Source organism: Pseudomonas sp. WS 5503 (assembly GCF_012985385.1).
In the GTDB taxonomy this organism is placed as follows: Bacteria; Pseudomonadota; Gammaproteobacteria; order Pseudomonadales; family Pseudomonadaceae; genus Aquipseudomonas; species Aquipseudomonas paracarnis.
On record NZ_JAAQWI010000009.1, the window covers coordinates 144,111 to 162,254 of the forward strand.

An 18,144-nucleotide genomic window follows, 5' to 3' on the forward strand; every position below is an offset into this window, starting at 1 on the left:
CCGAGGAAACCAGCCCCATGCTGCCTTCGTCCCGCAAGCCTTACACCAATGCCACGCTCGCCCGTCGTCGGCGCTGGCGCGGGCGCGTGGGCTTGATGCTGGTGGCCTGCCTGTCGGTGCTGGCGGGCATGACCGATGCGATCGGTTTTATGGCCAGCGGCGATTTCGTCTCGTTCATGAGTGGTAACACCACGCGCCTGGCGGTGGCCATCAGTGCGGGCGACCTGGGGCTCACCGGGCGCCTGGTATTGCTGGTCGCCACCTTCGTGGTCGGCAATGCCTTGGGCGTGCTGGTCAGCCGTTTCAGCAAGCGCCATGCGTTGCCCTTATTACTGTGCATCGGCGCCTTGCTCTGCGCTGCGGCGTTGTGGCCATCGACCGGCACCTTGCCCGCGTTGCTCGCGGCTATCATTGCCATGGGCATGCTCAACGCGGCCGTCGAGGAAGTGAACGGGCTGCCGGTGGGGCTGACCTACGTCACCGGAGCGCTGTCACGCTTTGGTCGCGGGCTCGGCCGTTGGTTATTGGGGGAGCGCCGCAATGGCTGGCGCGTGCAATTGATTCCGTGGGGCGGAATGTTCATTGGCGCTGTGATCGGTGCACTGCTGGAACAGCAGATGGGCCTGCGCGCATTGTGGGTCAGTGGTGCGTTGGCTGCGGCCTTGGGGGTGGCGACACTGTTGATTCCGCGACGCTGGCACTTGGGTTTCATGCCCCGGTGAGGTTGGGGTGGAGGAGCTCGTTCGACGTTTAAGCCTCGACATCCGTGTACCGGTAAAGAGCCATCACGTCGAACGAGCACGTGAATCATAGGCCAATGCCCAGCGGCTGTCCCGCCAGGCATTTCGGAATATGGCTAAGGCAACCGACTTACAGACAAGTGGCCAGTGCTGCCAGGCGACGTTTGGCCGGCATATTGTCCTGTGCTGCATAGTAGTTGACCGTAGAACCCGCGCCGGTGCTGAGTACATCGACAAAGTAATCGCCACCGGTGGTATACACCGTAAAACCACCCGCCTCGGTCGCTTCCTTGAAGCCGCCAGCATCGACGCCGAACACGCTTTCATCCTGCCAGCCGAACTGGATGCACTGGGCAACGACCAGAGTGGCCTTGTCTGATGCCAAGGTCTTGTAGGGGCTGCCTGCGCGCGCTTCTTTCATTTTCGAACCGGCGCAACCGGTCAGTACCGCCAGTATCAGTGCGCCCATTACCACTTTGTGCATGCCATTGCTTCCTTGGAAAAACCGTGACTCTACCACTGTGCGTCTGCCAACTGACGCGCCCATGAACTTTGTTTCACTGTGAAGGGCAAACACGCCGTCTATAGTGGCCAGGCTCATTTTTTAGAAGTCTCCCTTCTGCCCGCCACCCCGCGGGCTTTTTTTTGCCCGGGTGTCAAAACCACCAACGGAACAGATAGAACAGCGCCATGCTCAATAGCACCGTGGTCAACACGCTGCGCGTCCAGTACATCAACGCCACGGCACAGATGCCGGCCAGCAGATAAGGGTTGCTCGGGCTCAGGTTGAGCCGATGGTCAGCCAGGAAAATAATCGGCCCGCAGATCGCGGTGAGCATGCCCGGCACGGCGAAGCCCAGAAATTCACGCGCGCCGCGATTGAGCCGTACCGGCAAGCGCGGCTCGATAAACAGGTAACGGTTGAAGAACACCACCAGGCCCATGGCCACAATCATCAGGTAAATCATCGTTGCCCCACTCCCAGCCGTTTACAGGCAAACCCCGCGCTCATCCCCAACACACCCGAGACCACCACCGCCGACTCCCAGTGCAGATAACTCAACCAGACCGAGCTCAGCAGTGCCACGGCAACGCATACCACCGTGGGCACGTCGCGCACCACGGGGGTGATCAAGGCAATAAAGGTCGCGGCAATCGAGAACTCCAGCCCCAATTGATCAAGGCCGGGAATGCTTTTGCCCAGCACAATGCCGGCGAGGGTGACGAGGTTCCAGATCAGGTAAAACGTCAGGCCGACGCCCAAGGCGTACCAGCGATTGAAGGTCTCGCGGTCGTAGTGGTTGACCAGGGCAAAGAATTCATCGGTCAACAAGAACCCCAGGCTCATGCGCCAACGGGTGTTGAGCGAAGACAGCGTAGGACGCATGTGCATGCCATAGAGCAGATGCTGGGATGTGAGCAGCAAGGTGGTCAGCACGATGGAAATCAGGCTGGCACCGCTCTTGACCATGCCGATGGCCACCAGTTGTGCGGCACCGGCAAACACAATGGCAGACAAGCCTTGGGCTTGCAGCGGGGTAAATTGCGCGTCGATGGCCATGGAGCCGGCCAGCAACCCCCAGGGCGCACAGGCCAGGGATAAGGGAATGACGGCGATGGCGCCGCGGGTGAAGGCGTAATGAGGTAATGCAGTGGGCATGGAAGCGGCTCATCGACAGACAGTCGACAAGCATGCCAGCACGAACGAAAGCTTGTCTTGAACGATCTTGCTCAGGCGAGCTTTACCGAAACCTGCTCCACCGAATCCCGGGCTTCGCGCAATTCATACGCATCCTGGTTCAGCCGGTGGATGGTATTGAGCAGGCGCTGGCGCAGCACTTCATCGCCGAGTTTTTCCACGGCGCGCATCAGGTCAAAGGCCGCGGTTTCGTTATTTTCCGCGACGGAATCCAGGGTCTTGCGCAGGTTGCGGGTGGCTCGGGTCACGCGGGGTCTTCCTTCATCAGCAATGGGCAGGCACGTTAGGACATTTGTGTTTCATTTTAATTTCAAACAGTTGTGGCGCTTTCAAAGGGTTTTGATCCATATCAATTGAAACAAGATTTGACCTATATATATGCAAATACGTATATTCGAATATCTCTACTTGAAAAGTCCTTGACCATGTCAGACCTCTTCTCTCCTCCCACCCTGTTCAAGTGCCTGGCCGATGCCACCCGTGCACGGGTGACCTTACTGATCCTGCGCGAGGGCGAACTTTGCGTGTGTGAGTTGATCCATGCCTTGGACGACAGCCAGCCAAAAATCTCCCGCCATCTCGCGCAATTGCGCAGTTGCGGGCTACTGGTGGACCGACGTCAAGGGCAATGGATCTACTACCGCATCAATCCGGCACTGCCCGCCTGGGTTACTCAGGTGCTGGATACCACTCTGCAAGCCAACCAGCCATGGTTGCAGGATGACGCACTGCGTCTGAATGCAATGGGCGACAGACCACAACGGGCCAGCACCTGCTGCTGAGCCATCGGAGCGTTTATTCATGCTTGTCGCAATTGCGATTTTCCTCGTCACCATCGTGCTGGTCATCTGGCAACCCAAGGGGCTGGGCGTCGGCTGGAGTGCCACACTGGGCGCGATCCTGGCGCTGGCCTGCGGAGTGATCAGCCTGGCGGACATCCCGGCGGTGTGGCACATCATCTGGAACGCCACCGGCACCTTCGTCGCGCTGATCATCATCAGCCTGTTGCTGGACGAAGCCGGTTTCTTCGCCTGGACGGCGCTGCATGTGGCGCGCTGGGGCCGTGGCCGCGGCCGGCGGTTGTTTGCCTATATGGTGTTGCTGGGTGCGCTGGTATCGGCGCTGTTTGCCAACGACGGTGCGGCGTTGATCCTGACGCCTATCGTGATGTCGATGCTGCTGGCCTTGCGCTTTTCCCCGGCGGCGACCCTGGCCTTCGTCATGGGCGCAGGGTTTATCGCCGACACGGCGAGCCTGCCGCTGGTGGTGTCGAACCTGGTGAATATCGTCTCGGCGGACTATTTCAAGATTGGCTTCAACGAATACGCCGCGGTGATGGTGCCGGTGAACCTGGTCAGTGTCGCCGCCACGCTCGCGGTGCTGCTGTGGTTTTTCCGCCGGGATATTCCGCAGACCTACAACCCGTCCGACCTGGAAGATCCCGCCAGTGCCATCCATGACCGTGCGACCTTTCGTGCCGGCTGGTGGGTACTCGGTATTCTGCTGGTCGGCTGTTTCGCTCTGGAACCATTGGGCATTCCCATCAGTGCGATCTCCGCGTTCTGTGCGGTACTGCTGCTGGTGATTGCAGCCAAAGGTCATCAGATTTCCACGCGTAAAGTCCTCAAGGAAGCCCCGTGGCAGATCGTGATTTTTTCCCTGGGCATGTACCTGGTGGTCTATGGCCTGCGTAACGCCGGCCTGACCGACTACCTGGCCACCTGGCTCGACACCTTCGCCACCTATGGTGTGTGGGGCGCGGCCATGGGCACCGGGGTGCTGACAGCGCTGCTCTCGTCAGCCATGAATAACCTGCCGACCGTGCTGATTGGCGCGTTGTCCATCGAGTCCAGCCATGCCGTGGGCGTGGTCAAGGACGCGATGATCTACGCCAATGTGATCGGCAGCGACCTGGGCCCGAAAATCACCCCCATCGGCAGCCTGGCCACCTTGTTGTGGTTGCATATCCTGGCACGCAAAGGCATCACCATCACCTGGGGTTACTATTTCAAGGTCGGGATCGTGCTGACCCTGCCCGTGCTGCTGATCACCCTCGCCGCCCTCGCGTTGCGCCTGAGCATCTAAAGGAGACTGCAATGAAAGTGCTGTTCATGTGTACCGCCAACAGCTGCCGCAGCATCTTGTCCGAAGCGATGTTCAACCACCTGGCGCCGCCGGGCTTTGAAGCGATCAGCGCCGGCAGTTTTCCCAAGGGCCAGGTGTTGCCACGTAGCCTGAGCACGCTGCAGGCAGCGGGCATCAGCATCGAAGGTTTGTACAGCAAGGGCAATGACGCCTTCGAAGGCAGCCCGCCGGATGTGGTCATCACCGTGTGCGATAAAGCAGCCGGTGAAGCGTGCCCCGTATATTTCGGCCCAGCGGTGAAGACGCATTGGGGCTTGGAGGACCCTTCCGAAGTGCAGGGTGACGAGGCGCAAGTAGAGGCAGCATTCAAGGCCACCCTCGACATTATCACCGCACGCTGCGAGGCGTTTTTTGCGCTGCCCTTTGCACGTCTATCGCTGGATGAATTGAAGGCTGAACTCCACCGCATTGCCTCAACGCCGCAGCCTGTGTAGGAGCGAGCTTGCTGGCGAAAAACTCATAGGCACCGCGGTCATTCAGGCAACACGCGTTATCGTTGAAGTTTTTCGCGAGCAAGCCCGCTCCCACAGGGACCGGCGCCGGGCGCTGAATCTGTGGGCAATACATGGCCAGTGGGAGCTGGCTTGCCTGCGATAGCGGTGGTTCAGTTGAAGATTCAGTGGCTGACACGCCGCCATCGCGGGCGTTCCTACAGAGGGCGTGGCATCCCTCTCTCGGACTGACGTATGCTCTGGCACTTTCTCGAAGGGAACTGAGCATGCTGTCGATCTTTGTCTATGCGCTGGTATTCGGTTTTGTATTTTGCCTTTCCCCCGGCGCCGTGCTGGCAGAGACTCTGCGCCGCGGCTTGCTCCATGGCTTCACGCCGGCGTTGCTGGTGCAGTTCGGCTCACTGGTGGGCGACGCCGTCTGGGCCGTGATTGGCCTCACCGGTATCGCACTGCTGATCCAGCATGATGCAGTGCGGGTTCCACTTACAATCGTCTGCGCGCTGTACCTGGCCTGGCTGGGCATTCGCAGCCTGATTGATGCCTGGCAGTTACCGGCAATGGACAATGCCCCTGCCACCTCAGGCAAAAATGCGTTGGCGGTGGGCGCGGCGATTTCCTTGGCTAATCCGAAAAACATCGTCTACTGGGGCGCCTTGGGCAGCGCACTGTCGGGGATTGTCGGCGCCACCCCCAGTCACGGGCAGACCCTGATGTTTTTTGCCGGCTTCATGCTGGCGTCGGTACTCTCGTGTTTTCTTACCGCCGCCTTGGTGAACCTGCTACGCAAGAACGCATCACCGACTTGGCAGCGTGCGAGTTATGCGGCCTGCGGTTTAGTATTGATCTATCTGGCACTCCTCGCCGCGCAAGGTGTATGAAGTTATTCAACCCACAACTTAAGCGCGCCTCTTGTCTGAACAAACTCTGAACACTGGTTAATTTAATTAATCATGCGTTGACATTCTGTGACGCCCTGAGTAGATTGCCCGTGCCCGCAACTGGGGCCTTTTTTAAACCTCACAAAAGAAGCCAATGGACACAGTATCTAGTCGCTGTCCGAGCACCGCCTTTGCGGGCATCGGGCGCCAAACCCAGAATATGACAGGACTCGCGTTCCAGGTCCGGTAAGCTGCGCTAGAGCTTGATGCTCCACCGTAACTGCCTCACCGGTCGCCCGTCCGGTCCCGAGGTGTGTTATGACCTTCCAACTCCTTGTTTTGCCTGATACGCGCACACTGGTCGCAGCCCTGCGCGCCAAGCTGTGCCGAGCGCCGGCGGGCTTTTCGCCAAGCCGCTCGACCTTTGTCACACCCTCCCCTCAAGTGCGCCCAGCCCCGCCGCTGGCGCACTGGCGTATCTGCCCTGAAAGCGGCCACCTGGTGCAGCGCTGGGATCATGCCGACCCTCAAGACCCGCAGAGACCCCAGGTTTCCTGCCTGGCGCAAGCGCGCTTGATGCTCGGTTTCTACCTGAGTACTCACGCCGCCTGACCTCGCTGGAAACAGCAACTTTCTTATTGATGACCCTGGAGTTCTTTATGAACACGTCCAGTAGTAGCCTGCTGCACGCTAGTTAACTAACTTGCTGTTAGCGGGCCCTTCAGAAGTTATGTGAATACTTTATTTGAACCGATCGCGAAGTCCGCGGCTCGGCATGCTTTCGCTCGCCTGTCTGCAGGTAAGTAGAGGGTATGTTTTGTCGAGAATTGGCGACAGGAGTACAGACAATGAGCGCCGTAAAAAACACGCCTCTGCACAAAAAAAATGGCACCGCTGCCGACACCAGGCTGTCGATGCGTGCCGCCCGCGAAGCCCACAATGGCCTGGCGGCCACCCTCGCCAATGTACGGGCCACCCAGGACGGCCTGACCGAACTGGACGCCTCGGCGCGCCTGCAACGCGAAGGCTATAACGAAGTGGCCCATGACAAGCCGCCACACGCTATCGTCCAGTTCCTGCAGGCACTGAACAACCCCTTCATCTACGTGCTGTTGACCCTGGGCGGTATCAGCTTTGTCACCGACTATTGGTTGCCACTTCAGGCAGGTGAAGAAGTCGACCTGACCAAAGTCATCATCATCATGACCATGGTGTTGCTCAGCAGCCTGCTGCGTTTCTGGCAAGAACACCGCTCGGCCAAATCCGCAGAAGCCCTCAAGGCCATGGTACGCACCACCGCCACCGTGCTGCGCCGCGAGCAGGTTGGCGCCCAGCCGGTCTTGCGCGAAGTGCCGATGCGCGACCTGGTGGCCGGCGACATCGTGCAGCTGTCAGCCGGCGACATGATCCCCGCCGATATCCGCCTGATCGAGTCCCGCGACCTGTTTATCAGCCAGGCCGTGCTGACCGGCGAAGCCTTGCCGGTGGAGAAGTACGACACCCTGGGCGATGTCACGCAAAAGTCCGCCTCTACGCTGGCCGCCGACCAGGGCAACCTGCTGGACTTGCCGAACATCTGCTTCATGGGCACCAACGTGGTCAGCGGCCGCGCTAAAGCAGTGGTGGTGGCAACAGGGCCGCGCACTTACTTTGGCTCCCTGGCCAAGGCGATTGTCGGCTCGCGGGTGCAAACCGCCTTCGACCGGGGCGTGAACAGTGTCAGCTGGCTGCTGATCCGCTTCATGCTGGTGATGGTACCCATCGTGTTTTTCCTCAATGGCTTCTCCAAGGGCGATTGGGGCGATGCCTTCCTGTTTGCCCTGGCGGTAGCCGTCGGCCTTACCCCGGAAATGCTGCCGATGATCGTCAGCGCCAACCTGGCCAAGGGGGCTACGGCCATGGCCAAGCGCAAAGTGGTGGTCAAGCGCCTCAATGCGATCCAGAACTTCGGCTCGATGGATGTGCTGTGCACTGACAAGACCGGCACCCTCACCCAGGACAAGATCATCCTCGAGCATCACGTCAATGCCTTTGGCCAGCGCGATGACGCCGTGCTGTCCCTGGCGTGGCTCAACAGCTTTCACCAGAGCGGCATGAAAAACCTGATGGACCAGGCGGTGGTGCAGTTCTCGGAACAGAACCCCAAGTTCCAGGTGCCGTTTGCCTACAGCAAGGTCGATGAATTGCCGTTCGACTTTGTCCGTCGTCGCCTGTCGATCGTGGTCAAGGATGCCGCCGGTGATCAGTTGCTGGTATGCAAGGGAGCGGTGGAAGAGATGCTGAGCATTTCTACCCATGTCATGGAGGCCGGCGAAGCCTTGCCCCTGGATGACCGCCGTCGTGAGGCGCTACTGGCGCTCGCCAATGATTACAACGAAGACGGTTTCCGCGTGCTGGTGGTAGCGACCCGCAATATCCCTAAAGCGCTGGCACGCCAGCAGTACACCACCAGCGACGAACGCAACCTGGTGATCCAGGGCTTCCTGACGTTCCTGGACCCACCGAAGGAAACCGCAGGCCCGGCCATTGCGGCGCTGCAACAGATTGGCGTGGCGATCAAGGTGTTGACCGGCGACAACGCCGTGGTCACCAGCAAGATCTGCCGCCAGGTTGGCCTGGAACCCGGCCAGCCGCTGCTGGGTGTGGAAATCGAAGCCATGGACGACGCCACCCTGCTGCGCCGCGTAGAAGAGCGCACCGTATTCGCCAAGCTCACGCCGCTGCAAAAATCCCGCGTGCTCAAGGCGCTGCAAACCAACGGGCACACCGTCGGCTTCCTCGGTGACGGTATCAACGATGCACCGGCGCTGCGGGATGCCGATGTGGGTATTTCGGTGGACAGCGGCACCGACATCGCCAAGGAATCGGCCGACATCATCCTGCTGGAAAAGAGCCTGATGGTGCTGGAAGAAGGCGTGCTCAAGGGCCGCGAAACCTTCGGCAATATCATGAAGTACCTGAACATGACTGCCAGCTCCAACTTCGGCAACGTGTTCTCGGTGCTGGTGGCCAGTGCGTTCATCCCGTTCATGCCGATGCTGGCGATCCATCTGCTGCTGCAGAACCTGATGTACGACATCTCCCAACTGGCCCTGCCGTGGGACAAGATGGACAAGGAATACCTGGCCAAGCCACGCAAGTGGGATGCGAAAAACATCGGCCGCTTCATGATCTGGATCGGGCCGACCTCGTCGATCTTCGACATCACCACCTTTGCGCTGATGTGGTACGTGTTCTCGGCCAACAGTGTGGAAATGCAGACGCTGTTCCAGTCCGGCTGGTTTATCGAAGGGCTGCTCTCGCAAACCCTGGTGGTGCATATGCTGCGCACCCGCAAGATCCCGTTCTTCCAGAGCACGGCCGCCTGGCCGGTGTTGATGATGACCTGCATCGTGATCGCCCTGGGCATCTACGTGCCGTTCTCACCGCTGGGCACCCTGGTGGGCCTGCAACCGCTGCCGCTGGCGTACTTCCCATGGCTGGTGGGCACCTTGCTGGCTTACTGCTGCGTCGCCCAACTGATGAAGACGATCTACATCCGCCGCTTCAAACAGTGGTACTGACCCTCCCCGCCGTTCAAACGCAGGCGGCCGCCCGGTCGCCTGCGTGCAATACAAGGATTTGCTCATGCGCGTGTTGATCTGTGCAGGTCGTCATTACGCCGACACCAAAAAGTCCCGCCATGTGCTGGACGCTTACCACCGCCTGCGCCCGGTGCAGGTACTGATCCACGGCGGCAACCAGTTCCTGGGCAGTGAGATCGAGGAATGGGCCCGGGAAATCGGTATCGACGTGGTGCGTTATCCACCCAATTGGCAGCGCCATGGCAAACAGGCGGAACGCCAGCGCAATCACTTCATGCTGGCCGACAGCCGCCCCGATCTGATCATCGCCCTGCCGGGCGGTGACGATACCTCGGAGCTGGTTTGCCAGGCCAAAGCCAGCGGCATTTCGGTGCTGACCGTAGAAAGCTGAACTCAAGCGAGGTGCATCATGCACAAAAAACACACGCCGGCACGCCGCGACGGGTTTGCCAAATATCGCGCACGCCACTCTCGCCACACCCTGCTGTTACTGCCGCCAGCAAAGCGCCGTGCATTGCAGCGCAACCTGATCTTTATCGGCGTGACCCTGGGCGTTGTCCTGGTGGCCGCGTTGATTTCAAAAGCGCAAGCCGCAGGCGGCGCTTATGTGGTTGACGACGGCGCGATCAACACGCCGGGTGAATGCAATGTCGACGCCTGGTACAGCGCCCAGCGGCACGCGGGCAGTACCCATAACGGCACCTTGTCGCCCGCCTGCACGTTCAGCGCCATGCCAGCCGTGCAATGGGGCGCCGCGTTGTCACGGGCCGTGGATGCAGGCAAAGGTGAGACGCAGATCAGCCCGCAAGCCAAGGTGCAGGTGCTGTCACGGCAAGACGTGGGCTTGGAACTGGCGATTGCTGTCGGGGCGCATGTCGCGCTGGACCGCCATCACGGGCTTGACGGCGCAGACCTGAACATCCCCCTGACATGGCAACCCCTGGATGCATTGCGCCTGAACCTGAACGCCGGCTGGAGCCACGCCTACAACGACGGTGATCAACAACATCGCCTGACCTGGGGCACGGGGTTCGAATATCAGTTGGCAGAGAAGCTCACGCTGATTGGCGAGCGGTATGGCCAGGAAGGCGGCGAACAGGCCTGGCAGGCTGGGCCGCGTTTGCACATTGGTGAATTTGTTGACGTGGACCTGCTGGTCGGGCGCAGCCTGATTGGCGATCGCGCCCAGTGGCTGACCACTGGGGCGACGCTGAGGTTCTAGGCTTTGGCCTGCTGCTCCAGATGCAGCTGCAATTGCGGATCGATTTGCAACTGACCGGCCAGGTCGTCGAGGTAATTGCGCTCGGCGTCCTGCTGATCATTGACCAGCATCACGCTCGCCAGGTAAATCTCCGCAGCGAGTGCGGGGTCATTGGCATACTCGGCAAAATCGGCGGCATCCAGGGGCTTGGCGACTTCGGCGTCGAGCCACTGCTGCAGTTGTGGGTCGTCGGTATGACGGCCGATCTCGGCAGAAATCATCTGCTGCTCTTGCGCATCGATTTTGCCATCGGCCTTGGCCGCCGCGATCAACGCACGCAGTACGCCGTGGCTATGGGCTTCGGCTTCAGGCCCTTCAAGCTGGTCAACGGTCTGGATAGCTTGCTGCGGTGCCGAAGCCTGTTGGCGTTGCCAGGCTTGATACGCCTGGAAGGCCGCCATCCCCAGGGACGCCAGCGCCGCGTAGTTCATCCCACCGCCGCTGCGCGTCTGGGTAGTACCACCTGCCGGAGCGCCGCCCAACAAGCCGCCCAGGCCACCTAATAAACCACCCAAACCGCCACCCGCCGCAGACGCATTGCCGGTGCCGGCGCCCTTCAACAACCCTCCAAGCAACCCGCCCAGGCCGCCGCCCGAAGCCCCGCCGCCTTGCTGCCCTGCACGCAACAGTTGTTCCAGTAGATCGCTGGTATTCATGGTGTCGCCCTCCGGGGCGCAATAGTGGCATTGATCAAACATAGTCCTCCCCTGATGGAACACCATGACCGTCGGGCGGGCAAGCTTTATGATGACGCCATCACGCCGACAAGGGAGAACCGCGGTGAATCGCATCGAGCACATTGCGTTGATGGCCACCTACAACCAATGGATGAACCGCAAGGTCTACGACGCCGCCGCCGCCCTGACGCACGCGCAGTTGACCCTGGACCGCCAAGCGTTTTTCGGTTCGATCTTCGGCACCTTGAACCACCTGATGCTGGGCGACACCGTCTGGCTCAAACGCTTTGCCGAACATCCGGCCAACTTTGCGGCCTTGGCGCCACTCGACGGCATTGCCACGCCCAACGACCTCAAGCAATTGGCCTTCGCCAACCTTGCTGAATTATCGGCCCATCGCGCCTGGCTGGACCAACTGATCATCGATTGGACGCACAGCCTGCACGAGCCCCACCTTGATCAACGCCTGCGCTATCACAACATGCGCGGCGTGGCCGCCGAGAAACCCTTCTTCGGTTTGCTGGTGCACTTTTTCAACCACCAGACTCACCACCGCGGCCAGGTGACGACACTGCTGAGCCAGGCGGGTGTGGACGTAGGGGTCACCGACTTGCTGGCACTGATTGACTGAAGGCCGACACTGTCAATGTGGGAGCTGGCTTGCCTGCGATGGCGGTGTAACAGATTCAAATCTGTGACTGACACATCGCTATCGCAGGCAAGCCAGCTCCCACAGTTGCCCTATATTGCCCACAGCATCAGTGCTGTCACTTCACCTTGCTGCTCAAGGTCTCCACGCTGCGCTTCAAATCATCCAGGCTGCGCTTGAGACCGTCGAGCTCGCTTTTCTGCCGCTCTATCGTGCTCTTCTGCTCATCCACCGTACGCTTGAGACTCGACAGCTGACTGTCACTGCTACTGGCACTCGAACCGTCCTTGCGCTTGAACTCATCAAACGCACGCTCCTGCCCCTCTACTTTGCTTTTCAAGCTTTGCAGTTCGCTTTGACTCTGTTTTTGCCCAGCTTGCAGCGCCTCGACATCCCCCACGGAAACACCCGACGGCTTCAACACATAGGCACCGCCCACGTCCATCGAGCCGGCCGTCAACTTGTCTGAAGACGACGCACTAAATTCGCCCCACTGCACCGTACTCCCCGCCTGCGCCGAGCTGAACGCGCCAGTGCCCAACAACCCCGCTACACCTGCGGCCATGATCCAAGCCTGCTTACGGATACTGAGCATCAAACGACTCCCTGCGAAATGCCGAAATGGCATATCGCTATGACTGTCATTTATGGGGCTTGTTCCTGGGTTGCGAGCGTTCATCAGGACTTGGCACAAAGGCCATGTAGATCACTGATCTGCCACGTTTTTTTCTGCGCATCTTTATGCGGGAAAACCGGCTGGGAGGTTGCGCTGAAGCGGCTGGATCTATATATTCCCAACCCTGTTACACCGCGCTACCGCCCGAATGGCGAAACTGGTAGACGCATGGGACTTAAAATCCCCCGCTCGTAAGGGCGTCCCGGTTCGATTCCGGGTTCGGGCACCATAGATATCAAGGGCTTGCCAGGGAAACCTGGGCAGGCCCTTATCTTTTCTGCTCCGCTATTTCAGAGCCTGCTCCGCAATTCCCCATCTCCGGCGTCCTGTCGAACGAATATCGTCAACGAAACGCTGCTGTTTTGCTGTCAGCGCCATAGGGATTCCTTGAGACTTTTGTGCCTCGCTTAGGCAGGACTTGAAATAGTGGCGGGTTGCCGGTATTGGTTGGAGTCATTTGGCGCAGAGAGCAGAGCAGTGATCACGATTCGAGAGGCAACGATTGAAGACCTTCAAACGCTCCGAGACATCGGCATAAAGACCTACAAAGAGCACTTTTCTGATATCTGGACCGCCGCAGGACTACAGAACTTTCTAAGCGAGGACTTCTCAGCTTCTGAACTGCAGAAATCTATCGGATCACCTATCAATCACTACTGGCTCATTGCATTCGACGACAAAGGCCAGGCAGTAGGCTTCTCAAAAGTCAATTGGTCCAAGCCAATCCCAATGGCTGATCATGTTGGCGCCGAACTCCAGAAAATTTACTTCCTCAAGTCTCAGGCGGGTAAGGGCTATGGGAAGCAGCTTCTTCAACTCATTCAAGACACAGCGCAAAACCGCAATGAAGGTTTCTTATGGCTAGACGTACTGAAGACCAATTCAAACGCGCAGCGCTTCTATGGGAACTTCGGATTCAGGGCGTTGGGAGAAATTCCCTTCAGTACCGATGTAGCCGAAATCGGAATGGTCGTGATGTGCCGCGACCTTTTCCCTCGGGCGTGATTCGCGATTACTTATTTGGCTCGGATTTCGCAAACATCAGGCCGAAGAAAAAACCTGCGACCATGGTCAGATAGACCGACTTGTAGCCTGCGACGTTATAGGCCAGCCAGTAGTTGACCGCACTGATGACGGCGAAAGCCACGAAGAACTGCTTACGAGAAAATCGGCTGAAAAAATGCTCTACCGCCGCATTCACCGCCTTGAGCTTGTTCATTGCGCCTCTCCTTGAAAAAAGTGAAAGTCCTCGCTCAACCATCTATCGCCCGCCATGCTGCATCCGGTATCGGAGGGCTCCGCCTGGACTGGAAGAGCCGTAAATGTAAAGTAGCGGCATGATCAGATCAGTGCCGCCATCGAAAAAAATGAACGCCGGCCATCCACTCGCTTTGATTACTGGGTCCCAACACTTGGAACCCATAAAGTGCATGCTGTCGCCGCCTGAGCAATGAGCCAATCATGCTCACGCTTTGCGAAGGGTCGAGGGATCTCATAAGAGATCCGAAGCGCAAAGTTATAGGCGCCAATGACTTCGTTTCCAGTCGGTGTCGCTTCTTTCAACTTTGTGTTGGTTTTTAGCCCTTCTACGGCTCCGTGTAGGGCCAGTGCCTGTTTGGACGTGTCTGCGCTTTCTTCCAGGATTTGTATCGCGATAAAGGCTGCATTAGAGCAGCGATCCATCTTTTCCCACTGCTTAAGCTGTGCCTCATCACCGAGCACTGCAGCCGAGGTAAGCATCATCAGTGAGCCAATCCAAATACGCATAATTTGATCCTTCAAAAATTTCGGCATTAATACCCCAACCCAAACCAAATTGCCATTAGCGTGCAATGAGGGCGGCGCCTACCTGAGGTAAACGCAATGCCCGTACTTCACCGCACAATCCACAAGATCGACAATTCGCATCGACATCACCGCAGCGATTTTTACCGAGCTGTTCATCACGCTGATCTACGGCCTGGTGGATGCCGAACAGCGCGGGCGTGCAGCCAACGCCAATTCGGCACGAACACTGGACAGGAAAGAACACTTTAGTCCGCAAAGTCTCGGGACACGCTGTAAGCCATGCGCCACCCCACTATGGCTGCAACACGGGGCGGCTGCACGGTCTCCCTAGTTGATTTCAGTGACGAAGTTTTCGCGAGACCGCCGTACTTTTTTCAGGTTTACCAGCCAGTCAGACTCTGCTGCCCGATACCCCAACGGCAGGAGCACCACACTGCGCAGATGCCTGGCCCCCAGTCCCAGAATCTCATCGACAGCCGAGGGATCGAAGCCTTCCATGGGCGTTGCGTCGACTTGCTCGGACGCCGCGGCGATTAAAGCCGAGCCCAGTCCAATATAGGCTTGGCGCGCAGCCGCTTGATAATTGGCCTCCTGCCCACGCTCGGCGACTATGCCGAGGAGCATTTGACGGTAATCTTCCCACCCCTGGTTGACAGTGGCTCTTACAGTATTGGTCAGGTCGAACATCATGTTGACGCGCTCAGGCGTTATGTCATCCCAGGCGGCGAACACCAGTAAATGAGAGCAGTCGGTCACCTGGGACTGATTCCAGCTGACCGCCTTGATCTTTTCGCGAATGTGCGGATTAGTCACCACCAGCAATTCAAATGGCTGGAGGCCGCTCGAGGTCGCCGTCAGTCGTACCGCTTCCAGAATTCGCTCCAGCTTTTCAGCCGGCACGGTCTTGGACGGGTCATAACTTTTCGTCGCATAACGCCAATTCAGTAACTCGGTTATTTTGCTCATTCTTCATATTCCACGCAGGTCAACGGTCTTTATCCAGCCCAATCCGAATACCTTCAGGATTGCGCTCCGGCTTATACTGCGGATTAAAGTCAACTTGAAGGTCAAGCAAAAAATGAAGATCGGCGAGATTTCGCGACGCACAGGCCTTGCTGCTTCAGCAATACGCTACTACGAGGAGCAAGGCCTGCTGGACGCTCCCACGCGTGACGTGAACAACTATCGCTATTACAGCGAAACCACCATTAAACGCTTGGAAGTCGTGATCCACGCGCAAAGGCTGGGGTTTTCCCTCGACACCATTCGTGGCCTTTTCCTTCATGACGGTAGCTGCTCCAAATCCCTCACTCTGGAACAGATCAATGTACGCCTGGAGGAGATACAGCACATCGAAGCCACGCTAAAAGTGCAGCGTGAGGAGTTGTTGATGCTGCAAGAAGTCCTCGAAGAAAGCCTTCGTACGGGCATCGCACCTGGATTGAATTGCCCAAGCAGCGTGGAGCGATTACGACCTGATCGAGCCGTAGTCATGCGAAGCAAACACATGATGGCTACCAGCAAGTAAAGAAAGCGCAATACTGCGAGATCTGGTTCTCAACCAAATACAAACCTGATGCTGCCTCTCGCACTGACAGATTACTATAAAGCGATAAGCAAGAAAAAACCCCACAGCATCAACGATCCTGTGAGGTTTTATCACCAGCTTTACCGATCCGGCATCAAACCACGCTGATCATCTCTGCACTCAACTGCGCCGCATTGAACCCCACCAGGGTGACACTGCTGTCCCCCGCCAGAATCACGCTGTCACTGCCGTGCTGGGTAGTCGCACCGAGCACAGCATCGGCGCTGGCAAACAGCGACTTGGCGAACACCAGCAGGTCTTTCCCATTCTGATGAATGTTGAAGTCACTGATCACGTCGTGGCCGAACCCGCGCTGGTCGAAAACAAACAGGTCGCTGCCCACGCCACCGCTGAGTTGGTCATTACCCTGCCCGCCGATCAAGACGTCATTGCCGTTGGCGCCATACAGCGCGTCGTTACCGGTGCCGCCCAGCAGTGTGTCGTTGCCCTCACCGCCGTGCAGCAGGTCATTGCCGGCGCCACCGTCGAGCCGGTCATTGCCGTTCTGGCCGAATATCAGGTCGCGAGCGGCGGTGCCTTTGAGGGTGTCGGCCAGCTGGCTGCCTTCGATGGATTTGGCATACGCCTTATCGGCGCCGAACAGGCCTTCGAAGTCGAGTTTGCCACTGGTCACCGTATAGGCCGGCGTGAGGACCTCGCCAATACCACCGAAGAGCCCGCCGAGCACGGGCACATGGCCGAGGCTGTTGGCCAGGCCGGTTTCGAACTCTACATGCTCTACGCCGTGCAATTCCTTCAGGCCATATTGGCCGCTGCTATCGTTCAGAAACAACGTGCCATCGCTGAGTTTCACCGCCTCGTAGGAAGACGCGGTGCCTTTGAGGAAGACTTTATCGTTGCCTTCGCCGCCAGCGACGATATCGGTACCGGTACTCACCCGGAAACTGTCGTCACCCTTGAACCCGTCGAGGAAGTCATCGCTGCGGCCGTCCTGCAGCTTGTCCGAACTGTCGGTGCCCAGCAGGAAGGCCGGTGTGCCGTAGTGGTTGGAGGTGGCGGTCTGTTTGTCGCTGACCCAGGTAAAGCTGCGGCTGATGGCGTCAAGGTTACTGATGATGATGGTGCTGTCGCGCTCGATGTAATCGTAGAAGGTCGATTGGGCGATACGCTGGATAGGGTTGATGAAAATGCCTTCCAGGTGCGCGGCCCATCCTGACAGGTTGGCAATCGAGAACGGACCATTGGGCCAGGTTGGCAGCGCGTAGATTGTGTCGAACAGCACGATGTTGTCAGTCGTCGAGGTGTAACTGGCATCACTGCCTTGAAGCGCATCGATAATGGCGCTGCCCACGTTGGTCTCTTGACCCGTGAGACGGTGGACCACATCGTTTTCAAAACCGAAGTTGAAGATGCCGTCGCTGTTGCTGGACTTGGGCGACTCCATGCCAAAGTAGTCCGAATCCTTGAAAAAACCGTCGGCCAAAGTGTCCTTGCCGATATACATGCTGTTGGTAACGGAGCCACCCTGGCTATAGCCGGTGACCAGAACATCCTTGCCGCTCAGGTTATGGCCGGTGGCGTAATCCTTGATTGAGTTGAGCAGGTAGTCGTAGCCGTTGATATAAGAGTTATCGATCATCGCCGGCCAACCCAGCAGATCAATTGGCGAGTTAGTGCCGGCAATGGAAAAACCCATTTTGACTAATTGGCCGCTATCATCGTATTGACCAAACACCCTGGCTTGAGAACCAAAGACGCCGTCGCCGGTAAAACTTCCAGTGATGTCGGTGTGGCTGCTATCAACCTGCAGTTCGCTCGCGCCGATCTCACGCCAGCCCTTGGGCAGCGCGAAGGTGTTGCCCTCGCCCAGCACAAGCCCCGGAATGTTGTAGAGCGCGCCGACGGTCGCTACACCACTGGTGTAAGTGGCGAGGGTCCAGGCATCTGAAATCAGGACGCGGGCGTCTTGCCCCTTGTAATCGAATATAGCCATGTCAGTACTCCTTGAGCCCAGCGATCAACACCGAAAGTCAACGGTAATACCTG

Annotated in this window: 22 protein-coding genes, 1 tRNA gene and 1 pseudogene; 14 read left to right on the plus strand and 10 right to left on the minus strand. The window is 58.3% G+C overall.

Annotated features, from left to right (window positions below):
- Window positions 1–17 precede the first annotated feature (17 nt).
- Window positions 18–722: a YoaK family protein gene (locus HBO10_RS22365; RefSeq protein WP_034127505.1), complete on the plus strand. Its 705-nt coding sequence runs from the start codon at window positions 18–20 to the stop codon at window positions 720–722.
- A gap of 148 nt (window positions 723–870) precedes the next feature.
- Here the strand turns inward: HBO10_RS22365 and HBO10_RS22370 are convergent, their stop codons facing one another.
- From HBO10_RS22370 to HBO10_RS22385, 4 genes are all read right to left on the minus strand, one after another.
- A complete protein-coding gene (locus HBO10_RS22370) occupies window positions 871–1,224 on the minus strand; it encodes a hypothetical protein (RefSeq protein ID WP_003191336.1) in 354 nt (117 codons plus the stop codon).
- A gap of 172 nt (window positions 1,225–1,396) precedes the next feature.
- Window positions 1,397–1,708: an AzlD domain-containing protein gene (locus HBO10_RS22375; RefSeq protein WP_014718527.1), complete on the minus strand. Its 312-nt coding sequence runs from the start codon at window positions 1,706–1,708 to the stop codon at window positions 1,397–1,399.
- On the minus strand, window positions 1,705–2,400 hold the full coding sequence (locus HBO10_RS22380) for an AzlC family ABC transporter permease (RefSeq protein ID WP_034127506.1): 696 nt from the start codon (window positions 2,398–2,400) through the stop codon (window positions 1,705–1,707). The genes HBO10_RS22375 and HBO10_RS22380 overlap by 4 nt, the downstream gene beginning before the upstream one ends.
- Window positions 2,401–2,471: 71 nt before the next feature.
- Window positions 2,472–2,687, minus strand: a complete 216-nt coding sequence (locus HBO10_RS22385) for a hypothetical protein (RefSeq protein WP_003191339.1) — start codon at window positions 2,685–2,687, stop codon at window positions 2,472–2,474.
- Window positions 2,688–2,864: 177 nt separating this feature from the next.
- Here HBO10_RS22385 and HBO10_RS22390 point away from each other — a divergent pair, with 177 nt between their 5' ends.
- The 8 genes from HBO10_RS22390 to HBO10_RS22425 all read left to right on the plus strand — a co-directional run bounded on the left by HBO10_RS22390 (window position 2,865) and on the right by HBO10_RS22425 (window position 10,720).
- A complete protein-coding gene (locus HBO10_RS22390) occupies window positions 2,865–3,221 on the plus strand; it encodes a metalloregulator ArsR/SmtB family transcription factor (protein ID WP_034127507.1) in 357 nt (118 codons plus the stop codon).
- A 19-nt stretch (window positions 3,222–3,240) separates the two neighbouring features.
- The gene (locus HBO10_RS22395) at window positions 3,241–4,524 is read left to right on the plus strand and encodes an arsenic transporter (RefSeq protein ID WP_034127508.1); all 1,284 of its coding nucleotides are present in this window, start codon (window positions 3,241–3,243) and stop codon (window positions 4,522–4,524) included.
- An 11-nt stretch (window positions 4,525–4,535) separates the two neighbouring features.
- On the plus strand, window positions 4,536–5,018 hold the full coding sequence (locus HBO10_RS22400) for an arsenate reductase ArsC (protein WP_034127509.1): 483 nt from the start codon (window positions 4,536–4,538) through the stop codon (window positions 5,016–5,018).
- A 284-nt stretch (window positions 5,019–5,302) separates the two neighbouring features.
- Window positions 5,303–5,914 (plus strand): LysE family transporter, encoded by a 612-nt coding sequence (locus HBO10_RS22405; protein ID WP_034127510.1) that lies wholly within the window; start codon window positions 5,303–5,305, stop codon window positions 5,912–5,914.
- Window positions 5,915–6,232: 318 nt separating this feature from the next.
- On the plus strand, window positions 6,233–6,526 hold the full coding sequence (locus HBO10_RS22410) for a hypothetical protein (RefSeq protein ID WP_169922110.1): 294 nt from the start codon (window positions 6,233–6,235) through the stop codon (window positions 6,524–6,526).
- A gap of 236 nt (window positions 6,527–6,762) precedes the next feature.
- The gene (gene mgtA, locus HBO10_RS22415) at window positions 6,763–9,477 is read left to right on the plus strand and encodes a magnesium-translocating P-type ATPase (protein ID WP_034127512.1); all 2,715 of its coding nucleotides are present in this window, start codon (window positions 6,763–6,765) and stop codon (window positions 9,475–9,477) included.
- Between the two features lie 64 nt (window positions 9,478–9,541).
- Window positions 9,542–9,889 (plus strand): DUF2493 domain-containing protein, encoded by a 348-nt coding sequence (locus tag HBO10_RS22420; RefSeq protein ID WP_003191350.1) that lies wholly within the window; start codon window positions 9,542–9,544, stop codon window positions 9,887–9,889.
- A gap of 18 nt (window positions 9,890–9,907) precedes the next feature.
- Window positions 9,908–10,720, plus strand: coding sequence for a hypothetical protein (locus HBO10_RS22425; RefSeq protein WP_034127513.1), 813 nt, complete (start codon window positions 9,908–9,910; stop codon window positions 10,718–10,720).
- Here HBO10_RS22425 and HBO10_RS22430 read toward each other — a convergent pair.
- The gene (locus tag HBO10_RS22430) at window positions 10,717–11,415 is read right to left on the minus strand and encodes a tellurite resistance TerB family protein (RefSeq protein ID WP_034127613.1); all 699 of its coding nucleotides are present in this window, start codon (window positions 11,413–11,415) and stop codon (window positions 10,717–10,719) included. The genes HBO10_RS22425 and HBO10_RS22430 overlap by 4 nt on opposite strands.
- A gap of 124 nt (window positions 11,416–11,539) precedes the next feature.
- Here HBO10_RS22430 and HBO10_RS22435 point away from each other — a divergent pair, with 124 nt between their 5' ends.
- Window positions 11,540–12,067 (plus strand): DinB family protein, encoded by a 528-nt coding sequence (locus HBO10_RS22435; RefSeq protein WP_034127514.1) that lies wholly within the window; start codon window positions 11,540–11,542, stop codon window positions 12,065–12,067.
- A gap of 136 nt (window positions 12,068–12,203) precedes the next feature.
- Here the strand turns inward: HBO10_RS22435 and HBO10_RS22440 are convergent, their stop codons facing one another.
- A complete protein-coding gene (locus tag HBO10_RS22440) occupies window positions 12,204–12,680 on the minus strand; it encodes a hypothetical protein (protein ID WP_034127515.1) in 477 nt (158 codons plus the stop codon).
- A gap of 223 nt (window positions 12,681–12,903) precedes the next feature.
- On the opposite strand from HBO10_RS22440, the gene HBO10_RS22445 reads away from it, so the two are divergent.
- Both HBO10_RS22445 and HBO10_RS22450 read left to right on the plus strand, forming a co-directional pair.
- Window positions 12,904–12,990, plus strand: a tRNA-Leu gene (locus HBO10_RS22445).
- 248 nt (window positions 12,991–13,238) lie between these two features.
- A complete protein-coding gene (locus HBO10_RS22450) occupies window positions 13,239–13,766 on the plus strand; it encodes a GNAT family N-acetyltransferase (protein ID WP_034127614.1) in 528 nt (175 codons plus the stop codon).
- 7 nt (window positions 13,767–13,773) lie between these two features.
- Here the strand turns inward: HBO10_RS22450 and HBO10_RS22455 are convergent, their stop codons facing one another.
- Complete coding sequence (locus tag HBO10_RS22455; RefSeq protein ID WP_034127516.1) at window positions 13,774–13,980, minus strand: hypothetical protein; 207 nt, start codon at window positions 13,978–13,980, stop codon at window positions 13,774–13,776.
- A gap of 176 nt (window positions 13,981–14,156) precedes the next feature.
- Window positions 14,157–14,528 (minus strand): hypothetical protein, encoded by a 372-nt coding sequence (locus HBO10_RS22460; RefSeq protein WP_230633853.1) that lies wholly within the window; start codon window positions 14,526–14,528, stop codon window positions 14,157–14,159.
- Window positions 14,529–14,664: 136 nt separating this feature from the next.
- On the opposite strand from HBO10_RS22460, the pseudogene HBO10_RS31420 reads away from it, so the two are divergent.
- Window positions 14,665–14,880 (plus strand): annotated as a pseudogene (locus tag HBO10_RS31420) (hypothetical protein); the annotation flags it as partial.
- Here the strand turns inward: HBO10_RS31420 and HBO10_RS22470 are convergent.
- Window positions 14,877–15,515, minus strand: coding sequence for an NAD(P)H-dependent oxidoreductase (locus tag HBO10_RS22470; RefSeq protein ID WP_034127517.1), 639 nt, complete (start codon window positions 15,513–15,515; stop codon window positions 14,877–14,879). The pseudogene HBO10_RS31420 and the gene HBO10_RS22470 overlap by 4 nt on opposite strands.
- A 94-nt stretch (window positions 15,516–15,609) precedes the next feature.
- On the opposite strand from HBO10_RS22470, the gene HBO10_RS22475 reads away from it, so the two are divergent.
- On the plus strand, window positions 15,610–16,077 hold the full coding sequence (locus HBO10_RS22475; protein WP_230633854.1) for a MerR family transcriptional regulator: 468 nt from the start codon (window positions 15,610–15,612) through the stop codon (window positions 16,075–16,077).
- 154 nt (window positions 16,078–16,231) lie between these two features.
- On the opposite strand, the gene HBO10_RS22480 is transcribed toward HBO10_RS22475, so the two are convergent.
- A complete protein-coding gene (locus HBO10_RS22480; RefSeq protein ID WP_034127518.1) occupies window positions 16,232–18,091 on the minus strand; it encodes a calcium-binding protein in 1,860 nt (619 codons plus the stop codon).
- Window positions 18,092–18,144 lie beyond the last annotated feature (53 nt).